Source organism: Sorangium sp. So ce128, assembly GCF_051525245.1.
Taxonomy (GTDB): Bacteria; Myxococcota_A; Polyangia; order Polyangiales; family Polyangiaceae; genus Sorangium; species Sorangium cellulosum_B.
Window position 1 is genome coordinate 1,255,585 of sequence record NZ_CP150313.1, and the last position, 20,555, is coordinate 1,276,139.

The 20,555-nt window shown below is 69.9% G+C and carries 15 protein-coding genes; 5 read left to right on the plus strand and 10 right to left on the minus strand.

What is annotated here, in order from left to right; translation table 11 throughout:
- Positions 1 to 250 precede the first annotated feature (250 nt).
- From WME82_RS04825 to WME82_RS04840, 4 genes are all read left to right on the plus strand, one after another.
- The gene (locus tag WME82_RS04825; protein WP_437744360.1) at positions 251 to 862 is read left to right on the plus strand and encodes a polysaccharide biosynthesis/export family protein; all 612 of its coding nucleotides are present in this window, start codon (positions 251 to 253) and stop codon (positions 860 to 862) included.
- Between the two features lie 2 nt (positions 863 to 864).
- Positions 865 to 2,346, plus strand: coding sequence for an oligosaccharide flippase family protein (locus tag WME82_RS04830; RefSeq protein ID WP_438041854.1), 1,482 nt, complete (start codon positions 865 to 867; stop codon positions 2,344 to 2,346).
- A gap of 252 nt (positions 2,347 to 2,598) precedes the next feature.
- A complete protein-coding gene (locus tag WME82_RS04835) occupies positions 2,599 to 3,933 on the plus strand; it encodes a nucleotide sugar dehydrogenase (protein WP_438041855.1) in 1,335 nt (444 codons plus the stop codon).
- A 479-nt stretch (positions 3,934 to 4,412) separates the two neighbouring features.
- Complete coding sequence (locus WME82_RS04840; RefSeq protein WP_437549743.1) at positions 4,413 to 6,107, plus strand: SpoIIE family protein phosphatase; 1,695 nt, start codon at positions 4,413 to 4,415, stop codon at positions 6,105 to 6,107.
- Between the two features lie 39 nt (positions 6,108 to 6,146).
- Here WME82_RS04840 and WME82_RS04845 read toward each other — a convergent pair whose 3' ends face one another.
- The 5 genes from WME82_RS04845 to WME82_RS04865 form a co-directional block, all read right to left on the minus strand.
- Positions 6,147 to 7,550 carry a hypothetical protein gene (locus WME82_RS04845; RefSeq protein WP_438041856.1) on the minus strand — a complete coding sequence of 468 codons (1,404 nt, stop codon included), beginning with the start codon at positions 7,548 to 7,550 and terminating at the stop codon, positions 6,147 to 6,149.
- Positions 7,551 to 7,638: 88 nt separating this feature from the next.
- Entirely contained in the window at positions 7,639 to 9,501 is a 1,863-nt protein-coding gene (locus WME82_RS04850) for a hypothetical protein (protein ID WP_438041857.1), read from the minus strand.
- On the minus strand, positions 9,494 to 11,050 hold the full coding sequence (locus tag WME82_RS04855; RefSeq protein WP_437744365.1) for a GumC family protein: 1,557 nt from the start codon (positions 11,048 to 11,050) through the stop codon (positions 9,494 to 9,496). The genes WME82_RS04850 and WME82_RS04855 overlap by 8 nt, the downstream gene beginning before the upstream one ends.
- 337 nt (positions 11,051 to 11,387) lie before the next feature.
- A complete protein-coding gene (locus WME82_RS04860; protein WP_012233514.1) occupies positions 11,388 to 11,687 on the minus strand; it encodes an STAS domain-containing protein in 300 nt (99 codons plus the stop codon).
- Positions 11,684 to 12,244 carry an ATP-binding protein gene (locus tag WME82_RS04865; protein WP_437897977.1) on the minus strand — a complete coding sequence of 187 codons (561 nt, stop codon included), beginning with the start codon at positions 12,242 to 12,244 and terminating at the stop codon, positions 11,684 to 11,686. Before WME82_RS04865 ends, WME82_RS04860 begins: the two co-directional genes overlap by 4 nt.
- Before the next feature lie 92 nt (positions 12,245 to 12,336).
- Between WME82_RS04865 and WME82_RS04870 the strand changes: the two genes are divergently transcribed.
- Positions 12,337 to 13,068 carry a sugar transferase gene (locus WME82_RS04870; protein ID WP_012233516.1) on the plus strand — a complete coding sequence of 244 codons (732 nt, stop codon included), beginning with the start codon at positions 12,337 to 12,339 and terminating at the stop codon, positions 13,066 to 13,068.
- 210 nt (positions 13,069 to 13,278) lie between these two features.
- On the opposite strand, the gene WME82_RS04875 is transcribed toward WME82_RS04870, so the two are convergent.
- The 5 genes from WME82_RS04875 to WME82_RS04895 form a co-directional block, all read right to left on the minus strand.
- Positions 13,279 to 14,655, minus strand: a complete 1,377-nt coding sequence (locus WME82_RS04875; RefSeq protein ID WP_438041858.1) for an O-antigen ligase family protein — start codon at positions 14,653 to 14,655, stop codon at positions 13,279 to 13,281.
- A 116-nt stretch (positions 14,656 to 14,771) separates the two neighbouring features.
- The gene (locus WME82_RS04880) at positions 14,772 to 15,737 is read right to left on the minus strand and encodes a hypothetical protein (protein WP_438041859.1); all 966 of its coding nucleotides are present in this window, start codon (positions 15,735 to 15,737) and stop codon (positions 14,772 to 14,774) included.
- Between the two features lie 114 nt (positions 15,738 to 15,851).
- Positions 15,852 to 18,317 carry a hypothetical protein gene (locus tag WME82_RS04885; protein ID WP_438041860.1) on the minus strand — a complete coding sequence of 822 codons (2,466 nt, stop codon included), beginning with the start codon at positions 18,315 to 18,317 and terminating at the stop codon, positions 15,852 to 15,854.
- Positions 18,314 to 19,324, minus strand: a complete 1,011-nt coding sequence (locus tag WME82_RS04890; RefSeq protein WP_437744369.1) for an NAD-dependent epimerase/dehydratase family protein — start codon at positions 19,322 to 19,324, stop codon at positions 18,314 to 18,316. The genes WME82_RS04885 and WME82_RS04890 overlap by 4 nt, the downstream gene beginning before the upstream one ends.
- Positions 19,321 to 20,409, minus strand: a complete 1,089-nt coding sequence (locus WME82_RS04895) for a Gfo/Idh/MocA family protein (RefSeq protein ID WP_437744370.1) — start codon at positions 20,407 to 20,409, stop codon at positions 19,321 to 19,323. Before WME82_RS04895 ends, WME82_RS04890 begins: the two co-directional genes overlap by 4 nt.
- Positions 20,410 to 20,555 lie beyond the last annotated feature (146 nt).

Genomic DNA, 20,555 nt, shown 5'->3' on the forward strand with positions numbered 1-20,555 from the left:
AGTTGGTTCCTCGCGAGGATCCCGCGTCTTGCCGCGGTACGAAAACTTCCCCTTGGCGGCGGACGGCCTTCCTGCAATGCTGGCGCCGCTCGGTGAATCGCGCCGCCGTACGGCCGAGTTCACCTCGTTCCCCGTGATCGCCCCGTGATCGCCGCGTGATCGCCGCGTGATCGCAACCCCGTACCGCCTGACATCCTCCTCAATGCAGACGCCCATGGAAGGCACAGCCCGTCCCACGAAACGGTCCTTCATGCGAGGAGTGCTTCTGACGGCAGCGGCAGGGCTCGCCCTCGCCGCGTTCTCCGCCGGGTGCGCGCCCACGTACGTCTACAATCCCGCGAACTACGCGAAGGAGTACGACCCGCGTAAGCACGAATACACGATCGGGGTAGGGGACCAGATCCGGATCAACGTCTGGCGCATGGCCGACCTGTCGAGCGAGGCGCTCGTCCGGGCCGATGGCGTCATCACGATGCCGCTCATCGGCGACGTCTACGTGGCCGGCAGGACCCCGACCCAGGTGCGCGAGGAGCTGAAGAAGCGGCTCTCAGAGTTCGTGAAGGACGAGACGGCCGTGATCACCGTCGCCGTGACCGGGATCAACAGCTACCGGTTCGTGGTCAGCGGCAACGTCGCGCGCGCCGGCATCTTCGCCTCCAACTACTTCGTCTCCGTCTCCGAGGCGCTCGCGCTCGCCGGCGGTCCCAACCAGTTCGCCTCGACGGATCAGATCCTGCTCATCCGCATGGATAGCCCGGGCAAGTTCCGGCACATCCCCATCAACTACGACGACATCGCCTCGCGCAAGCGGCCCGAGCAGGACCTCGTGCTCAAGGCCGGCGATACCGTCTTCGTGCCCTGATCGTGGCCGGCTCCTCCGCGCTTGCCCGAAAGGCCGTCCTCGGCGCGGTCTGGACGATCGCGACGGGGCTCGGCTCGCGCGTGCTCGGCCTGATAGGCACCCTCGTGCTCACCCGGTTCATCGCGCCGGATGTGTACGGCGAGGTCTCGGCAGCGTCCGTCGTGATCATGACGGCGCACTTCATGTCGAGCCTCGGGACCGGCCAGTTCATCGCGTCGAGGCCCAACCTCGACCGCCAGATGGTCTTCAACGCGACCGTCTATTTCCACGTGGCGGGCCTCGTCGCCATCGCCGCCGTGTACCTCCTCCGGGAGCCGATCGCGGTGCACCTCGTCGGCGCGCCCGGGATGCTCGAGTTCATGCCGGGGCTCATTCTCGCGATGATCATCGATCGGATCTGGTACGTCCCCGATCGCCTGCTCATCCGCGAGATGCGCTTCCGCAGCGTGAGCCTCCGGAACGCCGCCGGCGAGCTCACCTACACCGCGGCGTCCGTCTCCCTCGCCGTGCTCGGCTGGGGGGGGAACGCCATCGTGGTGGCGACGCTCCTGCGCGCCGTCGTGCGCGTGGTGACCACGGTCCCGGCGGTGAAGCTCTCCGAGTGGCTGACGCCGAGCCCGCTGTCGGGCGAGAAGGCGCGCGAGCTGTTCGCCTTCGGCATCCCGCTCAACTTCGGGTCGCTGGCGAACTTCGGGGCTTCCAAATGGGACAACCTCGTCATGATTCGCCTGTTCGGGGAGCAAGTCGGCGGGCTCTACAACCTCGCCTGGAACCTCGCCGACATCCCGGCCTCCCAGGTCGGCGAGCGCATCGGCGACGTGCTCGTCCCGTCGTTCGCGAAGCTCGAGCCGGAGCAGCGCAAGGCGGCGCTCGTCCGCGCGCTCACGCTGCTCGCGCTCCTCATCTTCCCGCTCGCCGTGGGCCTCGGCGCGGTCGCCCCGACGATCCTGAACGACACCTTCTTCAACGAGGCATGGGAGCCGGCCGGCCCGCTCCTCGCCGTGCTGTCCGCGCTCGGCGTCACGCGCCCGATCGGCTGGGTCCTGTCCTCGTACATGCAGGTCTACGGCCGGACGCGGACGATCATGGTCCTCGAGTGGCTCAAGGTGGCCGCGATCGTCGGCAGCATCGCGCTGCTCGGAACGATCGGCGGCGTCCTCTGGGCCTGCGCCGGCGTCGGCGTTGCGTTCGGGGTGCACGCCCTGGCGAGCCTCTGGGTGGTCAAGCGCGCCGATGGCGTCCCGTACATGCGGCTCCTGCGCCCGCTGGTCCGCCCGCTCGTCGCGTGCGTGCCCATGGTCGCCGCGGTGCTCGCCGTTCGCTACGGCATGCGGTCGCTCCACGACCTGCCCCGCGGGTGCCGCCTTGGCGCTGAGGTGGTGGTCGGCGGGCTCGCCTTCGTCGCTTCCGCGCTGGTCATCGCGCGGCAGGCATCACGGGACTTCCTCCAGCTCGCCCGCGAAGCGGTCCACCGCCGTCGTTAAGGCGTTTCCTGAATGTCACCGATCCGGCGTGACGAGCGAAGCGCGCGCAACGAGCGCAACGAGCGTCGCCAGCGTAACGAGCGTAACGAGCGTGCGGACCGCAACGAGGAGCACCTTTCCCCGCCGATCGTTGGGGCCCCACGCGACACTCGAGCGAAATTGGGGGGGCCTGTGGTAGCGTCGGGCCCCTCTCTTCGAAACTGGGTCGGGATCCGCATGGCGGCTCCCCTCCACCACTGGAGATAATAGGAAATGGCAGAGACGCATCCCCCTGCGGTCGAGAGCTTCCTGGCCAAGATCAACTCCCGCGAAGCCCAGGTGGGCATCATCGGCATGGGTTATGTCGGCCTGCCGCTGGCGCTCACGTTCATCGAGAAGGGCTTCCGCGTGCTGGGCTTCGACGTGGACCCGGCGAAGGTCACCGCGCTCGGAGAGGGGAAGGGCTACATCAAGCACCTCGATCCCGCGCGCATCGCGGCGGCAGCCAAGACGGGCCGATTGGAGGCGACGGCGGACTTCTCGCGGCTCGGCGAGCCCGACGCCATCCTGATCTGCGTCCCGACCCCGCTGACGGCCCAGCGGGAGCCCGACATGAGCTACGTCGTCGGCTCCGCCCAGAAGATCAAGGAGCGGCTGCGGAAGGGGCAGCTCGTCGTCCTCGAGTCCACCACGTATCCCGGCACGACCGATGAGCTCGTCAAGGGCATCCTCGAGCAATCGGGCCTGCGCATGGGGCAGGATTTCTACCTCGCCTTCTCGCCCGAGCGCGAGGACCCGGGGAACCGCGATCACAGCACCGCGACCATCCCGAAGGTCGTCGGCGGCGTCGATCGCGCGTCGCTGGTCCTCTCGCAGGCGCTCTACTCGCAGGCGATCGCGCGCGTCGTGGCCGTCTCCTCGGCGCGCGCGGCCGAGGCGGCGAAGCTGACCGAGAACATCTTCCGGGCCATCAACATCGCCCTCGTGAACGAGCTCAAGGTCGTCTACGACGCCATGGGCATCGACGTCTGGGAGGTGCTCGACGCCGCGTCGACCAAGCCGTTCGGCTTCATGCGGTTCAACCCCGGCCCGGGCTGGGGCGGCCACTGCATCCCGCTCGACCCGTTCTACCTCGCGTGGAAGGCGCGCGAGTACGGCGTGTCCACCAAGTTCATCGAGCTCGCGGGCGAGGTGAACGTCGAGATGCCGCACTACGTCGTCAACAAGCTCCAGCTCGCGCTGAACGAGCGCGGCAAGGCGCTGAAGGGCACGAAGGTCCTGCTGCTCGGCGTCGCCTACAAGAAGGACATCGACGACCCGCGCGAGAGCCCCGCGTTCGAGATCATCGAGCTCCTGCGCAAGCTCGGGGCCGTGCTGAGCTTCCACGACCCGCACGTCCCCAAGCTGCCGCGCATGCGCACCTGGCCGCATCTGCCGGAGCTCTCGTCCGTCCCCCTCAACGAGGACACGCTCAAGAGCCACGACGCGGTCATGATCGTCACCGACCATTCCGTGGTCGATTACGATCTGGTGCTGAACCACGCCGCCCTGATCGTCGACGCCCGTGGCGTCTACCGCGCGGCGAACCCCAAGGTGGTCAAGGCCTGACGGAGGGCGAGGGCGCCCCGAGCGGCGCGAGCAGGCGTCGCACGCCAGCGCGGCGGTCCTGGTGACCAGGCATCCAGCGGCGGCGTCCTTGCCGTGTCGCCGCTGGCCCCGTGGCGTGTCGCTCGATTCACGCGCTGTGGGCGGCGCGCCGCGGGCATCGCCGTAGCGCCCACGCCGCGGCGCGGGCGCCACGGCGGAGCTCCTGGGTGACTCCTCGGCAACCGCGAGGAGCTCCGCGTGTCCTCGCGACCTCGTAGCCGCGTCACCTTGTATCCGCGTATCCTCGTCACCACGTATCCTCGTGACCCGGCAACCCCGTAACGCCGTAACCCGGTAACCCGGTAACCGACGGTAACCGATGCAGCTCTTGCCGAGCTCGCGAAATCGCGAGCATCCCCTTGATGTCAGGGCGCCGGTTCGGTACCCATCAAAGACGGTCCATGTCCACGCCGCCGCCCATGGTCGGGCCAGGTCGAACGATGTCGCCTGCAGATGACAGCCTGGGCCCTGCGCCGTCGAGCTCGGATTGGAAGGGCCACCTGGAGATCCGGCTCGGCGATCTCCCGGGGACGCGACGGCCGCTGACCGAGTCCCACATCGTCATCGGCAGGGCGCCGGGCGTGCAGCTCACGCTCGACCACTACACGGTCTCACGGCGCCACGCGGAGCTCTTCTGCGATCCGTTCGGCCGGTGGTGGATCCGCGATCTCGGCAGCACCAACGGAACGCTCGTCAACGACGAGCGGATCAACGAGAAGGTGCTGAAGCCGGGCGATCGCATCGGGATCGGCGACTACATCCTCGAGTTCCAGCTCACGGCGCGGGCCCCTCGTGTGCCGATCGACCCGGGCGGCCTCCATTTCGAGGAGGACAAGCCGACCGCGATCCGCAAGCTCGGCGAGCTCGACCCTCCGCGGATCGCGGCGAAGCACCTGTTCACCCTGATGGACCTGTCGCGGCGGCTCCTCAGCATCGAGGACGCGACGGATCGGTTCGACGCGCTCTGCCAGCTGATGGTCCGCGAGGACTTCCACGGCAGCATGGCGCTCGCGCTGCGGCTCCGGCAGAACGGCGCGCTGACGATCCTGTCCGGGCCGCACCGCCCGTTCCAGTCGCTCCGGCGCGAGGACTCCGTCGCCCCGCCGTACATCTCGCGCCGCGTGCTCGCGGCGGTGCAGGACACGCGCGAGCCGGTGCTGGCCGGCAACCTGGTGAGCGACAGCGCCACGGTCGAGCTCACGATGTCGCGCGACGTCATGGCCCTCTGGGTCGTGGCCTGTCCGCTGCGCGTCGAGGAGCAGATGATGAACCTGCTCTACGTGACCCTGCCCCCCGACTTCGGCAGCGTCGAGTGGCTCGGGCTCATCGCGCTCGCGGCGGAGGTCTATCAGCAGGCCGAGTCGGCCTGGGAGGCGCGGCGCCACGCGCAGGCGCACGCGGCGATCGAGCGCGAGCTCGAGATGGCGCACCAGATCCAGCGGACCTTCGTCCCGAAGCGGCTGGAGTTCAAGGCGCTGGACGTGGCGCTCGGCTTCGAGCCGTGCCGGTGGGTCGGGGGTGACTACGTGGACATCGTCCCGATGCCGGACGGCCGCATCATGCTCGCCGTGGCGGACGTCTGCGGCAAGGGGCTCCAGGCCGCGCTCATCGGCTCGAGCGTCCACACGATGGTGCGCGCGACGGTCGACGCCGGCCGCGGGATCACGGGCATGATGGACCGGCTGAACGCCTACCTCTGCGAGTACCTGCCGGAGCACTCGTTCGTCACGATGGTGGCCGTCGCCCTCGACCCCGCGACGGGCCGCATGGAGTGCGTCAACGCAGGGCACCCGCCGGCGCTGGTGGCGACCGCGGAGGGCGGACTGCGGCACCTCCAGGCGGCGGTCAACCCGGCGCTCGGGGTCGGCCTGGTGCCGATGGAGGCGCACCAGAGCGTGCTCGCGCCGGGCGAGGTGCTCGCGATGTACACCGACGGGCTCACCGAGCTGCGCAACTCGTCGAAGCAGATGCTCGGCCTGCACGCGCTCGGCACGGGCTTCGCCAAGCTCTGCGCCACCAGCGCTGGCCGCCCGGTCGCGTCGATCGCCGACAAGCTCACGCACATGCTCGAGGAGTTCCGCGGCGACCAGCTGCCCGAGGACGACAGGGCCTTCCTCCTCGCGCGGCGCACCTGAGCGCGCCGCGGTCGGCCGCCCGGCGGAGCCCCGTCGCGCTCAGCGAGCGGCGTCGCCCGCGCCAGCCGACGCCTCGCCCTCCAGCGGCTCGCTCGGCGTCGGCTCCCGGCGCGGCGTTCCGGAAGGGCCTGCCGAGCCGAAGGGCTGGGTCATCAAGATGCGCGAGCCCGGCGCCATCTGCCGCGGGAACGCGCCCGACACGGACAGGAGGAGCGTGTTCCGGACGACGCGCGTGTCGGGGAGCTCCGCTGTCCTTGCCTCGGCGCGCTGGTTCGCGTGCTGGTACCGGAGCGCGAGCGCAAAGTCGGGGATGAGGATGACGGGGCTCCAGAGCAGCCCGACATCGGTGAGCACCGCGAGCGTCGTCGGCCCCGTGTCGAGATCCCCCTCCGCGTTCGTCTCGAGAGGCTGCGAGAGCTGCGCGCTGGCCGAGCCCTCGACCGACAGGTGCCAGGCGGGGCGGATGGGCACGGCGGCGCGGAGCGTCAGCATATGGGAGAGCTGGATCTGCTGCAGGAAGACGTTCGGCGTGGCCGCGTAGGTGTACGCGAGCTCGGCCGCGTCGCCCCGCTCGTGCAAGTAGCGCAGCGCCGCGAGCCCGCTCGGGCGCACGAGCGACCCGGCGCCGCCCGCCAGGTCCGTCGCGACGACCCCGCCGAGGTCGAGCTGGCTCGAGAAGCGACGCCCGAGGTCGTGCTGCCAGCTCGCCACGAGCGTGCTGAGGAGCTGGTCGCGCGACGTGTACGTGTCTTCGGTCGTGGGATCGGTGTCGGTGACCGGAACGTTGTCGAAATGGGTGTAGCCGACCGAGAGCGCGAGGGCCGCGACGTCGTGACGGAAGCTTCGGTTCGCGTTCAGCGTGTTCGTCACGCTGTACGTGCGCTGCGGGCGATCCAGGAGCGGGTTGTAGACGGCGAACGTCGCCGCCTGCCCGAGCGACCAGACCGGCGAGGGCTGGAACGAGAACCCCTCGTTGAACGACCCCTGCACGAAGTTCGTCGTCCCGCCCGCGTTGCCCTGGAGCGTCGTGGTCCCCGGCGTCTGCTCGAGCTGGAACGTGTTGAGCTGGCCTTGCGACCCGGACGCCCCGAGCGTCAGCGAGGTCCTCGGCGACGTGACGAAGCGGCCGGTCCACGCGGCCACGTTCGAGTACGAGCTCGCCTCCGCGTGCCGGAAGAAGAGGCTCGTCGAGAACGTGTAGGAGAGCGTCTGGGCGGTCCGCGGCGTCGTGTAGGTGAAGATCAGGCCGGGGCTCGCGGTCGCGAGGCCGTCGGCGTCGGGACCGGGCCCGGCAGGGGGCTCGGCCGCGGAGGTCACGTTGTCGGTGACGCCGATCGACCCGGTGAAGACGCCGTGGAGGGTTGCGTCCTGCGCCCGGGCGTCGTGGTGGGTGAGGATCGCGCAGCCGAAGGCCGCGACCGCAATACCTCGTCCGGAGCGCATGAGGGCTGCAAGGTAACAATGGAGCCGGCGCTCGGCTATGCCTCCCCGACCTTTCGGCGCAAGGAGGCGAACGCCGCGCGCCGGCCGTTCAGGCGTCGAGAAGGACGACACCGAGGATGGGCGCCGGCCGGAGCTGCTCGATGGCCTGGCGGATCGCCTTGCGGGTCGACTTCTTGACCAGCGAGGTCAGGATCACGCCGTCCACCGAGTCGCCGATGACGTTCAGGTCCATGCTGCCGAGCACCGGCGGCGTGTCGATGATGATGTACGAGTAGCCCGCGCGCTTGAGGCTCTCGATCGCGGTCGAGAACGCCACCCCGTCGAAGATCGGCGGCCGCTCCGTGCGCGGATCGACCGCCAGGATGTGGACGGGCGTCTGGAGGGCGAGCCTCGCGTCGGGCGACCTGCCGCCCGGCGCGGCGTTCCTGTCCGACGACGACTCGCCGCCGTCGTCGCCGGGCGTCACGGTGGGCGCCGCCTGATCGACGACGACCCAGGGCGCGAACCGGTCGTTGACGTGGCGCTGGAGCTGCTCCGTGAAGCAGCTCGGGGGCTCGAACCGCAGCGCCTTCGCGATGCCGGGCTTGCGGATGTTCGCCTCGACGAGGAGGATCTTCCCGCGGACGGTCTCGCGGAGCGCGAGGGCGAGGTTGATGGCGCACGACGTCTTGCCCTCGCCGGGCCCCGCGCTCGTCACGGCGATGGTGATCCCCGAGCCCGTCGGCAGCTTGCGCCGGAGCGTCCGGTACGCGTCGGCCTGGGGCGAGTAGGGCGCGCGGAGCATCACGATGTTCGGATCCACGGCGTCCGGCATCGGCACGGGGCGCACGGTGATCTCGCCCGGGCCGCGCAGCGACTCCTCCGGGAGCAACCCGGCGTTCTCCGGTGTGGTGGGCAGGGAGCGCAGCTGCTCGATGTGCAGCGACGGCGGCTCCTCGAACGTCGGATCCAGCGACTGCAGCTTCGCGTCCACGGCCTGGTGCGCCGGGGTCGACACCACGCGGTTGAAGATCAGGGAGGGCGGCGAGTTGAACGTGCTGGTGAGCGAGCGCTCGATCGGCCGCTCGGGCGGCGGCTGCTGCTGCGGCGGCGGCTGCTGATGCGGCTGCGGCACCTCGCGCACCGTCACCTCGCGCGCCGCGGGCGGCACCACGCGATCGAAGACGAGCGACGGAGGCGAGGGGAACGCGCCGCTGAACGATCGCTCGAGGGACGGCGCTCCCCCGGGGGGCGCCCCCGCGTCCCGGACCCCCACGTCGCGCGCCGGCGAGGCGATGACCCGCTCGATCGGCACCGGCAGCGCTGGCGAGCTGCCCGGCCTCCCGCCGCTCGATACGAGCCCAGGGCTGCTCAGCGTCGCGCTCAGATCGGCGACACGCGCGATCGCGGGGGATGAGCCTTGCCGCTCGGGGCCGGGCGGCAGCGCCGGCGCGGGCATGCCGAGCACCGTCGCGGTACCCGGGTGCGCGCGGTGCTCCCCGTGGTTCGCCGCGGGACCCCCGAGGAAGAGCGCCGTCGCTGGCGACGGCCCCCTGAGCGGCTGCTGCGCGCCGGGGTGAGCGCCCGGCGCCTGCGCGGCGCCGAGGCGCAGCCCCATCGCCTGCGGGTGCTGCAGCGGCGAAGGGGGCAGATCTTGCCGGATGGTCGGCGAGTCGAACGCGGCGCTCGGGTCGTCCTGGCTGGAGCTCGGGCGCTCCGCCGAGACCACGTCCTCCGCGTCGTTCGCGAGGCGCAGGACGCGGGCGATCATCTCCTCGCGCACGTCCGGATCCGGCGCGATCGAGCGCCAGTTGCCGACCACGTTGCGGAGACGGCGCGCCTCGATGACGAGGGCGCGGACCCGCGCGGTCTGCTCCGCGCGACTCAGGAAGTCGCAGACCTGATCGAGCGCCCGCTCGAGGGAAGCGACCGGCGGGGGCTTTCCCGGCTCAGCTCCGCCTGCCTCAGCCACGGCGCCCTCGGGGCGCGCGCGCGGCGGGCGGAACGACGACGAGCACCGGAGCGAGCGCCATTCGATCGATATCTTCCATGTCGTAAACCCGATCATCGAACACGATGCCACGCGCCGCGGCGGCCGCGATGCCGGCCGCAACGGACAAGAACAGCCCGCCGATGGCGATGATCAACCGCGACGGGCTCGACGGCGCGCTCGGCCGGTACGCCGGGTCGAGCACCTCGATCTGCGCCGAGTAGCCGCCCTGCTCCGAGCTCGCGGCGATCTCCGCGCGGAACGACTTGCCCTCGAGGTCGGAGAGGCGCTGCTGCGCGCGCGCCTTCTCGCGGCTGAGCCGCGACCAGTCGGTCTCGGTGTTGATGATCTGCTTCGCCGCCTCGCTCGCGTCGGCCGCGTTGCCCTTCTTCGCGCCCCTGCGCACCGCGATCTCCCGCTCGAGAGCGGCGAGCTGGGACTTGATCTTCGCCTTCTCGGCCTCGTCGGTCGCGGGGACCTCCACCACCGGCTCCGGCGGCAGGACGAGCGCCTGCTCGGCGCGCCGCAGCGCCGCCTCGGCGTTGGTCACGCGGGCCGCCGCCGCCCGGACGTCGGGGTGCTGCTCGGTGAAGCGGGACTGCTTGTCGGCCAGATCCCGCCGCGCGGTGGCGAGCTCTTGCTCGGCCTGATCCCGCTGCCGGGTGAGCGCGGGGGAGGGCACCCCGGCGGCGCTCGCCGCCGGCTGCTCCGGCTTGCCGGTGAGCCGGCTGCGCAGGCGGGGCACCTGCCGCTCGAGCGCCTCGAGGGTCGGGTCGGTCCCTGTGGCGCGCCGCTCCCGCTCGCGGATGGCGGCGCCGCCCTGCGAGCCGCCGGGTGTGGATTGCTCGGTAGCGAACTCGGGGTGCTCGGCCAGGAACGCCGCGAGCTCGGCCTCGGCCTTCTCGACGTCCTGCTCGGCGCGCTTCAGCTCGGCGTCGAGGAACTCGTTCGTCAGCTTCGCCTGCGACCTGCGCATGCGGGTCGTCTCCTCGACGAGGATGTCCGCGAGCCGCTGCGTCACCTCCTGCGCCTGCTCGCGCGTCTCTCCTTCGGCCGAGATCGCGAAGGTGTCCTGCGAGCGGGCCTTGAAGGTGATCTTGGCGCGGAGCCGATCGACCGCGTCGACCATGCCCCGCTTCTCGAGGACGTCGGGGAAGAGGTTGAACTCCGTCACGACCTTCTCGAGGTTGGAGCGCGCGAGCAGCGTCTCCTTGAGCCGCGCGGAGAGGGTGCGGAGCGGGTCGGGCCCGTCGGGCCCGAGGTACGTCGCCTTGACGCCCTCGCGGTAGAAGATCACGGTCTCGGAGCGGTACGCGGGCTTCCTCGACTGCACGACGAGCACCGTGAACCCGAGCCCCGCGATCGCCACCAGCACCGCCACGTACCAGTGCGCCAGCGTCCGGTTGATCATCGCGCTGACGCTGGGCGGCTGCGGACCTGCAGGCCGCGCCGCTGCGTCGGCGGGGATCGCCCCGAGCGCCTCCTGGGGCGGGGTAGGCCCGGAGAGCTGCTGGTTCATCTTCTTGTCCATGGTCCCCGCTCCTCGAAGGTTGCCTTGCTCCGCCCGGTCCGGAGAACGCGCACCCCGGTCAGGCAGGCTGGTTGGCTATGGTAGACGTGCGACGCCCGAGCGCCAGCTTGTTGCACCCAGCTCCGGCTGTGCCCGCTGCGCGCAACCCCACGCCTAACACGCCCCCAGTACGCGCAGCACGCGCAACCAGCACCACGGCGACAGGGGGCACCGCCCGGGCGACGCCAGCCGCGCTGCACCGTCCGCGCGACACCTGCCGCGCGGCGCTGCCACCGCGACCGTTGTCGACGGGTGGGCCGGGGGGCCGGGGTGGCGGCGCGCGCGCCGCCACCGAGCGTCACGTGGGGAACACCCGATCGAGGCGCAGCAGGCGGAAGATCGCGCGCGGCTGATCCCTCAGCCCGACGATGCGCACCTGGCCGCCGTTGGCCCGTACCCGCTTGAACAGCGAGACGATGACGCCGACGCCCGAGCTGTCGATCAGCCGGAGGGACGAGAGCTCGAGCGTGATGTTCTGCCGGTTCTCGGCCACCAGCTCGTCCACCAATGTCCTGAACTCCGGTGCGGTCACTGCGTCGAGGGTCCCCTCGAACTGCACGACCGTCTCACTGCCGTTATCGGTCCGCGTATAACTCATTGGATTTTGATTCCCCCTGCGGCGCGGGTCGCGCCCGAACGGGAGACGCTCCGCATTCGAAAACTGCTCGTCCGATGCCCTGTCGCCCCGGCGAAATCGGCGTCGGAATGCTCTTGTTCGCTGCTGCCTTCACCCCCGTCGCCGGCAATACACGAGCTGCCCTCCCTCCGTTTCACAAGACGGAGGACATTCGGACTGCCGGGACAGTAGTCGACCTCATCCATGAACGACTTGATGATGAAGAGCCCCATCCCGGACTCGGGGAGGTCGTCGATGGGAGGGTTGTCGATGGCCGCGGGATCGAAGCTGCAGCCCGTGTCCATCAAACGGATGATAATGCCGTCCGCGTCGGACTCGATCTCGATGTCGACGTCGCCCGGCGGGCCAGCGCGGTATCCGTGAATCGCGATGTTGTTGAACGCCTCGCCGAACGCCGAGACGGTCTGGTCCTCGAAATCCTCCTGGGTGAGGCCGGGCGACCCGCCCTCGACCCTCCCCGGCGCGGCCATCTTGCATGCGGCCGCCACCACGCGGAGGGCGAGGTGGCGATAGGTCAACGAACCTGGTACGCGGAGTCGGATCACGCCCAAACCTCCATCCGAGCTTGTACCCTACCACGTTCTCGACTATGGGAGCCACAAGGTAAACAGTGACACCTGGCGTTCGTGTAGCGAAACGTGCGATCGACATCGCGGGCTCGCTCGTGGGTCTCACGCTGACCCTCCCGCTCTACCCTCTCATCGGCGCGGCTATCTACCTCGAGTCGCCCGGGCCGATCTTCTACATGCAGCGCCGTGCCGGGATGCTCATCGGCACGGAAGTGCGGGACGGCGTGGCCTACCCGCGGTTCGTCGAATTCCACATGCGCAAATTTCGTTCCATGCGCGTGGATGCCGAGAAGTTGACGGGGGCCGTGCTCGCCCAGCAGGACGACCCGCGCATCACCCGGGTCGGCCGCTTCCTGCGCAAGACGCGCCTCGATGAGATCCCGCAGTTCTGGAGCGTGCTCATGGGCGACATGAGCATCGTGGGGCCGCGCCCCGAGCGCCCCGAGCTGCTCGTCAACCTCGCGCTCGCCATTCCCTTCTTCGAGGAGCGGATGCGCGACATCAAGCCGGGCATCACGGGGCTCGCGCAGGTGTCGCTCGGGTATACCGGACGCGCCCCGGCGGAGAGCGAGGTCGCCGCGTTCGAGGCGACGCTGACGAACCCGTTCGGCCTCGAGGAGGCGGAGGGGGCCGAGGCCGACGACATGCGGATGAAGCTGCTCTTCGATCTCGCGTACGCCGCGTCGCTCGAGAAGCTCTCGACGTTCCTGCAGATGGAGCTCTCGATCATCGTGAAGACGCCGCTCGTGATGGTCCTCGGCCTCGGGCGCTGAGCGGGCGCCGCGCCTCCGGACCCCGGCGCCATGGCGCTCTCTCCGCTGAACCGGGGGCGCTTCCCGCGGCTCTGCTAGGACACCGATCACGTTGATCGAGCGAGAACTGAGCCGCCAAGACGCCAAGAACAAAACACGATCTTGGCGTCCTCGGCGCGCTTGGCGGTTCAAATTCCTGCTCTTTTCCGGGGTTTCAACCCGTTTGTCGCTCTAGGCCCTCTTGCTGAGCACGACGATCACGAGCACCAGGGCGAGATCGGCCAGGATGAGCCGGTAGACGTCGCGCTTCTCGAGCCGGATCGAGAAGTTCGGATCGACGCTCCTGATGGCGGAATACAGCGCCCCCGCCAGGCCGAAGTAGATCCAGAGCACGTAGTGGTAGGTGAACGAGAGGAAGAAGATCCCGACCATCATCCCGCAGAACCCGGCCATGATCGCCATGGACCAGGCGCGGATCGCCGCGAACTGGGCGCCGTGCTCGTACCGCTTGAGCGCGACCAGCGAGATCTTGAGGGTGAGGTAGATCATCGCCGTCCACGCGAACATCCCGAGCGGACCGAGCTCCGAGAGCGCGAGGAGGTACGCGTTGTGCGCGGTGAGCCAGTGGTGCTCCGTGAACTGGCGGAAGCCCGCGCCCATCAGCGGGAACATCCGGTAGATATTCAGGCCCTCGCCCAGGATCTCCGTGCGCTCGTTCGCTGACTCATCCGCCTCGCCCCCGCCGCGGCCGCCGAGCATCATGAGCGGCGCCGCGCAGATCGCGCCGAAGATCGCGCCGCGGATGCCGTACTTCTTGACGAAGTAGACGCCCAGCACCGTCGCGAAGACGAGCTGGCCGCCCCGGGACTGCGTGAGGATGATCGCGGTCGCGATGAGGAGGAGCGAGCCGAAGACCATGAGCGCGCGCGTGAAGGAGCGCTTCTGCTCGAACATCGCGAAGCTGAACGGCAGCACGATGCCCGCCGTGAGCGCGAGCTCGTTCGGATCCTGGAGCACGCCGCGCCAGCGCACGCGGCCGTTGATCGTCGACGTCTTGAAGAGGCCGACGCGCTCGCACAGGTACTCGACCTCGGGATCGGCGCCCGGCCCCTCGCGGCAGTCCACGCGGAGCTCGCAGGACCGGCCGTCGGGGATGCCCGCCTCGCCGCGCGAGCCTCCGATGGTCTGCGTCATCGCCAGGCACTGAAACGAGGAGAACCCCTGGTGGATCGCGACGCCCGCCACGAAGAGGCCCATGATGAGCACCGTGGCGGCGAGCTTCTGGAACCCTTTGAAGCCGTCGGGGCTGTGCCCGATCAGGAAGAAGAGGACGAACGTCACGCTGATCGAGACGAACCCCTCGGTGAACTCGGCGGGGTTCCGGAAGCCCAGCGTGAGCACGCACCAGCAGTAGACGACGATGGCCCACCGGAGCTGCGGGGTCGCCTTCAGCCTGACCTTGCCCATCGCGAGGTCGAGGCCCATGCCCATGAAGGCGAGGCCGAGCCAGAGGTACAGGAACGGCAGGCTCTCGAAGCGCTCGTCCCACTCCTGAGGCCTGCCGTAGATGAAGACGATGAGAAGGATGACCCCGGGGAGCGCGAGCATGTCGAGGGTCCTCGGCGGAGACGCCGTTCGGGTGGTGGGGGACGTTCCGGAGGATCGCGGCTCGCGTCAAGCGACTTGCGCTCGCTCCCTCCGGCGTGGTTTCCGGGCCCTCGAGGCTACGTGCTGAGGCCCACGCGGCGCACGGCCTGGTTCAGGAACGGGACGAACTCATCCGCGGCCCTCGCGTTGCCCGCGCTCGAGGGGTGGTTGTCGGTGTTCCCCTCCGAGCCGTGCAGGGAGAAGTTGGACTCGCCCTTGTTCGTGAGCACGTCGTAGTAGTCGAAGACGACGACGTTCTTCTCCGGATAACCGCTGAGCCAGCCGTCGGGCGACTTGACCCAGTTGTTGAACGAGCGGGCGAGATCCGCCTGGCGCTGCGCGATCTCGGCGTCGGAGGGCTTCCCGAGGAGCCGCTTCGCGGTCCACTTCCAGGCGGGCTCCTTGGAGCGTTTGAGGACGTTGGCGGGGGCGGTGACGTAGACGAACAGCGTGTCCTTCCGCTTCGCGAGGTCGGGCAGGATGGACGTCAGCGTGGCCTTTGCGTTCCAGACGGTGAGCTCCGGGCCGGCCGGGTTGCCGGGGGCGGAGCCCTCGCCGACGAAGCGGTTGTTGGGATAACAGGACTTGAAGACGACGATCCGGTTCACCACGCCGTCCGGGTGCATCTGGTCGTTCAGCGCGACCCGGAGCACCTTGTCCATCTTGTCGCGGAACTTGGGCGCCCAGTCGAAGAGGTCGGTCTTCTCGCCGATCTCGCTGCCGTAGGAGGCCTCATGGACGCGGTAGCCCTGCTCCGTGAGCTTCTTCTTGAGCCCGCCTCCGTTCGGGTGCGCCTCGTAGACGCACGACGCCTTCTCCTTCTCGGCGCCCGTCTCCGTGAGGAGCTGGCCGCCGCACGAGTGATGGATGAACAGGAGATCCAGCGGGGTATCGGGCCGGGCGCTCGCGAAGCCGGACAGATCGAGCGAGCCGGCCTTCGCGATGGGGCCGGTCGCGGCCGGCGCCGTCCCCTCGATGGGGATGAACAGGGCGCCCAGCGCGACGAGAAATGCGCCGGCAGAGACGAGTCGCTTCTTGCTCATGGCATCTCCGTACAGGACGTGGGCAAGGAGAATGGATTATTGCAGCGCGCCACGCCGAGGACAAGCGTGGCGCGGGGGGCGTCATCGTCGCATTTGCCGTTTGCGACACGGCGCTCAGAAGGCGAGGACGCCGCCCTCGTCGGCCTTGGCGGCCGAGCCGGCGCGGATCGTAATCTCGTCGCCGCCGCCCGCGGGCTTCCTGATCACGTCGTAGGACGCGCCGGGGGAGAGCCCCGTGACGACGTGCTTCGTCACGCCGGGGAGCGAGGTGAACTGCACCTCGGACACAGCGCCCAGCTCGACCGGGAACAGGACCAGCGTGTCCTTCACCGCCGCGCCAGCGAACGGCGTCCCGCGCTTCGTGCGCACGAGCGTCACCGGATCCGCCGTCGCGTTGCCGGCCGCGCCCTGGAGCACGTGCAGGAAGCGCGTGTCCTTCGGCATCGGGGCCGGCGGCTCGACCCGCAGGGTTGCGAGCATCGGCTCGTTCTCGGCCGGCTTGGTGTCCCAGGTGCCCGTCGGCTTGTACGGCTCGGCCACCATGACGGCGCTCTCCGGCAGGAGCGTGGTCACGAAGAGCTTCTGCCCCTTCGCCGTCGTGGCCGTCGCGAGCTTCCCCGCGACCTGCGCCGCGCTCGGCGTCTGCACGAAGAAGCGCTTGAAGCGCCCGTCCTTGCCCGTGGCGGCGCGGTCATAGAGGACGAGGTGGTCCGGCTTGAGCCACACGAGCGCGCGGCTGACGTGCGTGACGTCGCGGATGTTCTCGTACTCGGAGTTGTAGAGCGGGGTCGCGTCGCCGAGGACGTAGACGTAGTCCTGCGCGAAGCTCTTCGCGAGCACCCTGGGATCGCCCGTGTGCACGAGCGGCCACTGGGACCCGCGCCGCCAGAGCTCGCCGCGGTTCGGGTCGTCGTGGCGGCGGTTCCTGTCGTTCTCGACCGTGAGGGTGTTGTGCTGCTCGGAGCTCCCCATGAAGGCGCCGTACCCGACGCGCTCCTTCGTGAGCCACTCGCCGCCGCGGTAGAAGCCGAAGCTGAGGCCGTCGCCGTGCTGGTGGTCGATCTGCTCCCAGCCGAGCTGGAACTGGAGCCACGTGGCCTCGGGCCCCCAGCTCGTCCTCGCGAAGACCTGGCCGAGGCCGGGGCCGTAGTGCGTGAGCGGGGTGGAGGGGCGCGGGTCGGTCGGGGTGACCGCCGGGTCGAGCAGGAGGAAGTACATGATCGAGTGGCGCTTGTGGACCTGGCCGAGCTGCGAGCGGGCGCGCCGCGCGAGGGCTGCGGCGCCGCCCGGGCCGGCGTGGATGGCCATCCAGCGGAGCGCGTTCAGGCGCTCGGCGTTGCCGCTGTTCTCGGCGTGGAGGCCGAGCGCCGCGAACGGGTCGATGTGATCCGTGTACTCGTAGCGCTCCCCGTCGCCCGTCCACGCGGCCTCGTGGGTCGGCCCGAGCCGGCCCGCCGGCGTGGCGGGGCTCAGGCTGTGGAGGTGGGCCGGGATGAACTCGTGCCAGAACGGGTTGCCGTCGAGGTGCACCTGCGGGCCCCACTTCGCCGGATCGGCCTCGCCGGCCGTCTGGATGGCGAGCAGCGTCTCGCTCACGTAGGCCAGCGTCGCGGGGCCGTACTGGAAGCCCTCCGGCGGCGCGCCGCCGCGCGCGTCGTTCCGCAGGACGCTGTCGGTCATGTAGAGCCACGCCCCGGCGACGTTGGCGAAGTAGTCCCTGAGCCGCGGGTAGGTGCCGCTCGGCTTCGGATCCGGCGGATCGTCGGCCTCGTCGAACGCGAGCGACAGGAGCGTCAGGTTGCGCATGTGCGACGTGAAGTAGTTGTTCGCGGCGTACCTGCGCTTCTTCGGCTCCTTCAGCATCGCCGGGTCGTTCAGCTTGCCCACGGGCTCGGGGTGATCGTGGCTCGTCGTCGACGACTTCAGCTGCTCCTCCGCCCAGCGGAGGAAGACGGGCCGTATCGCCGCCTTGTCCTGGGCCGAGAGGTACCCGTAGATCCAGTCGACCGTGAGGCCGAACGACTCGCCGGCCCAGCGGGCGCGGTCGCCGGTCGAGAACCTGCGGACGAAGGGATCCTGCGGATCGCCCTTGTTCACGCGATCGACGATGTAGAGAAGGATCTTGCGCGCGCGGGCGGCGTGGTCGTTGCGGGCCGCCTCGTCGCTCGAGACGAGCGACATGAAGGCGAACAGCTCCGCGTGCGCCTCGCAGTAGATGCGGGCGTGGGTGCAGTCGCCCTCCGAGGGGATGTTGCCCTTGTCCATCGCCGCCGCGGCCTCGGCCGTCACGGCGGCGAGCTCCTTGAACAGGGGGTTCGCCTGCGTGGCGCGCGCCCGGAGCTTCGGCAGATCGGCCGCGCGCACCCAGAGCCGGGGGTGCCCCTTGGCCGGCGTGGCCGGCGGCGCGGCCGGCGCGTCGAAGCGCGGCGCCGCGACCGCGAGCGCGGCGGTGGCGGACTGGGTGCCCTCGCCGCTGTGGACCGCCGGGGGCCCCGGGGTCTGCCGCCGGTCGCAGCCGGCGAGGAGACCCGCGAGGCCGAGCGCGAGGCCGAGCGACGCGAGCGACCGCGAGCCCGTCATGTCGCGCGTTCCTTGAGGTACGTGAACGTCCGCTGGAGGCCCTCCTCCGTGGAGACCAGCTGCTTCCACCCGAGCGCCTTGAGCTTCGTGTTGTCGAACCGGTTCCCCTTCCACGAGGTCGCGCTCTTGTAGGGCGTGAAGATGGCCGGCAGCTGCCCCTTCGAGTAGGCGTGGTAGCGCTCGACGAGCTTCGATATCCCGGCGAGGGCGAAGTAGGGCACCGTGAGCGAGCGGATCGGCTTCACCTCGCGCTTGTAGCGGGCGAGGTAGACGTCGGCCGTGGGCAGGTCGTCGTCGTGGACGTTGTAGACCTGCCCCCGCGCGACGTCGCTCCGGCCGGCGACGGCGATCGCCTCCGCGCAGTTGTCGACGTACGACAGCGGGAGGACGTTGCGGCCGCCGAGGTGCAGGAACACGCCGAAGAGGCTCATCCCCACGCGGCTGGAGAAGGCGTTGCCGCCGGGGCCGTAGATGACGCCGGGGCGGAGCACCGTCAGCGGGAAGCCGTAGCGCGCCTGGTACTCCCAGAAGAGCTTCTCCTGCCGGAGCTTCGCCTGCGAGTAGAGATCGCGCTGCGCCGGCCGCGTCTCCAGGGGCGTGTTCTCGTCGACGATGTACCCCCGCGGGAGATCGGCGACGCCGTAGACGCCGAAGGAGCTGACCAGGACGACGCGCGGCGATCGGCCGGTGTGGACGAGCGCCTCGAGCAGGTTCTTCGAGGCGACGACGGTGCTCAGGAACATGTCCGCGGGCGCGCCGCCCATGGCCGCGGCCACGTGGTAGACGACGTCCACGCCCTCGACCGCGCGCTCGGCGGCCTCCTTCGTGGCGAGGGAGCCCACCGCGACCTCGAGGGGGACGCCCCGCCGCTTCTCGATCTCGTCGAGCCGCGAGCGGTTGCTCGCGGGGCGGACGAGGCAGCGGAGGTCGGTCTCGCCGTGGGCGAGCAGCCGGTCGACGAGGGCCGATCCGAGGAAGCCGTTCGAGCCGGTGACAAGGACTTTCATGTGCGCGCCTTCTCCTGCGGGACCTGCCGGAAGATCTCATCCATCATCGACGCGACCCGGATCATGTCCCGGTACGAGATGGGCAGCTCCGCGCCCCGCGTGATGCTGTCGTAGAAGAGGCCGATCAGGCGGTTCAGCCCCGAGAAGAAGTGGAAGTCGCTGCGGGCGAACCGCACCACGTTCTTGCCCCCCTCGCGGAGGTACGAGAGGGCCTGATCGAAGGCCGGGACGACGCGCCCGATGGCGCTCGGGAGCTTCGGCGACGCGTCGAGGGTGACCGTGCGGCTCGTGAAGTCGACGTGGAGCGTGTTCTTCGTGCCATAGACGCGGAGAAAGTGCCCGGGCGGCCGCGCGTGCGACGAGAAGGTCCCGTAGGCGCTGACGCGCGCGCCCTGCACCGTGACGCGGAGCTCGTCGAGCATGTCGTCGCGCGAGTCGCCGAACCGCTTCTCCCGGAGCGCGTAGGCGGTCGCGGTGACCTTCGGCTGCTCGTCGTCCACGAACTCGACGATCTTGTTCAGCAGGTGATCGACGTTGTTGTGGAACAGCTTGCCCGGGAGGCGATGGACCCAGTGCGAGCCGTCGCCGAGGAGCGCCGTGCCGAAGGGGCCGGCGAGGTTGTAGCCGAAGCAGCTCTCCACGTGGACGGGATCACCGATCACGCCGTCGCCGACGAGCCTGCGCATCTCGATGGCCGGGGGATCGAACTGGTACTCCCAGCCGACGGTCATCTTCTTCCCGGCGGCGGTGCAGAGCTCGATGAGGCGCCGCACGTCCGCGAGGTTCAGCGCAGTCGGCTTCTCCACGTAGACGTGGGCGCCGGCCTCGATGGCGCGCCGGGCGAGGAACAGGTGCGACTGCGGAGGGGTGGTGATGTGGACGACGTCGGGCTTCTCGACGTCGAGCAACCGGTCGAACGAGTCGTAGTGGCTCGGGATGCCGTAGCGCACCGCGATCTGCTCGGCCATCAGGAGCTCCAGGTCGCATACGGCGACGACCCGAGCCCGCTCCGGCATCTTCTGGATCTCTTCTATGTGGCCGTCGGCGATCTTGCCGCAGCCGACGATCGCGATTTTGAGGGTCATGCGGCGGCGGAGCGTACCGCAACGTGGCAGCCGAGAGCTAGGCTCTCGGCCGGCCCGCGGTCAGCGCGGACGCGTCCAAGCTCCTCCACGCGCGTCCATGCGCGTGGAGGAGCTTGATGACGGTCGCGGCGGCCTCGGGTAGGCTG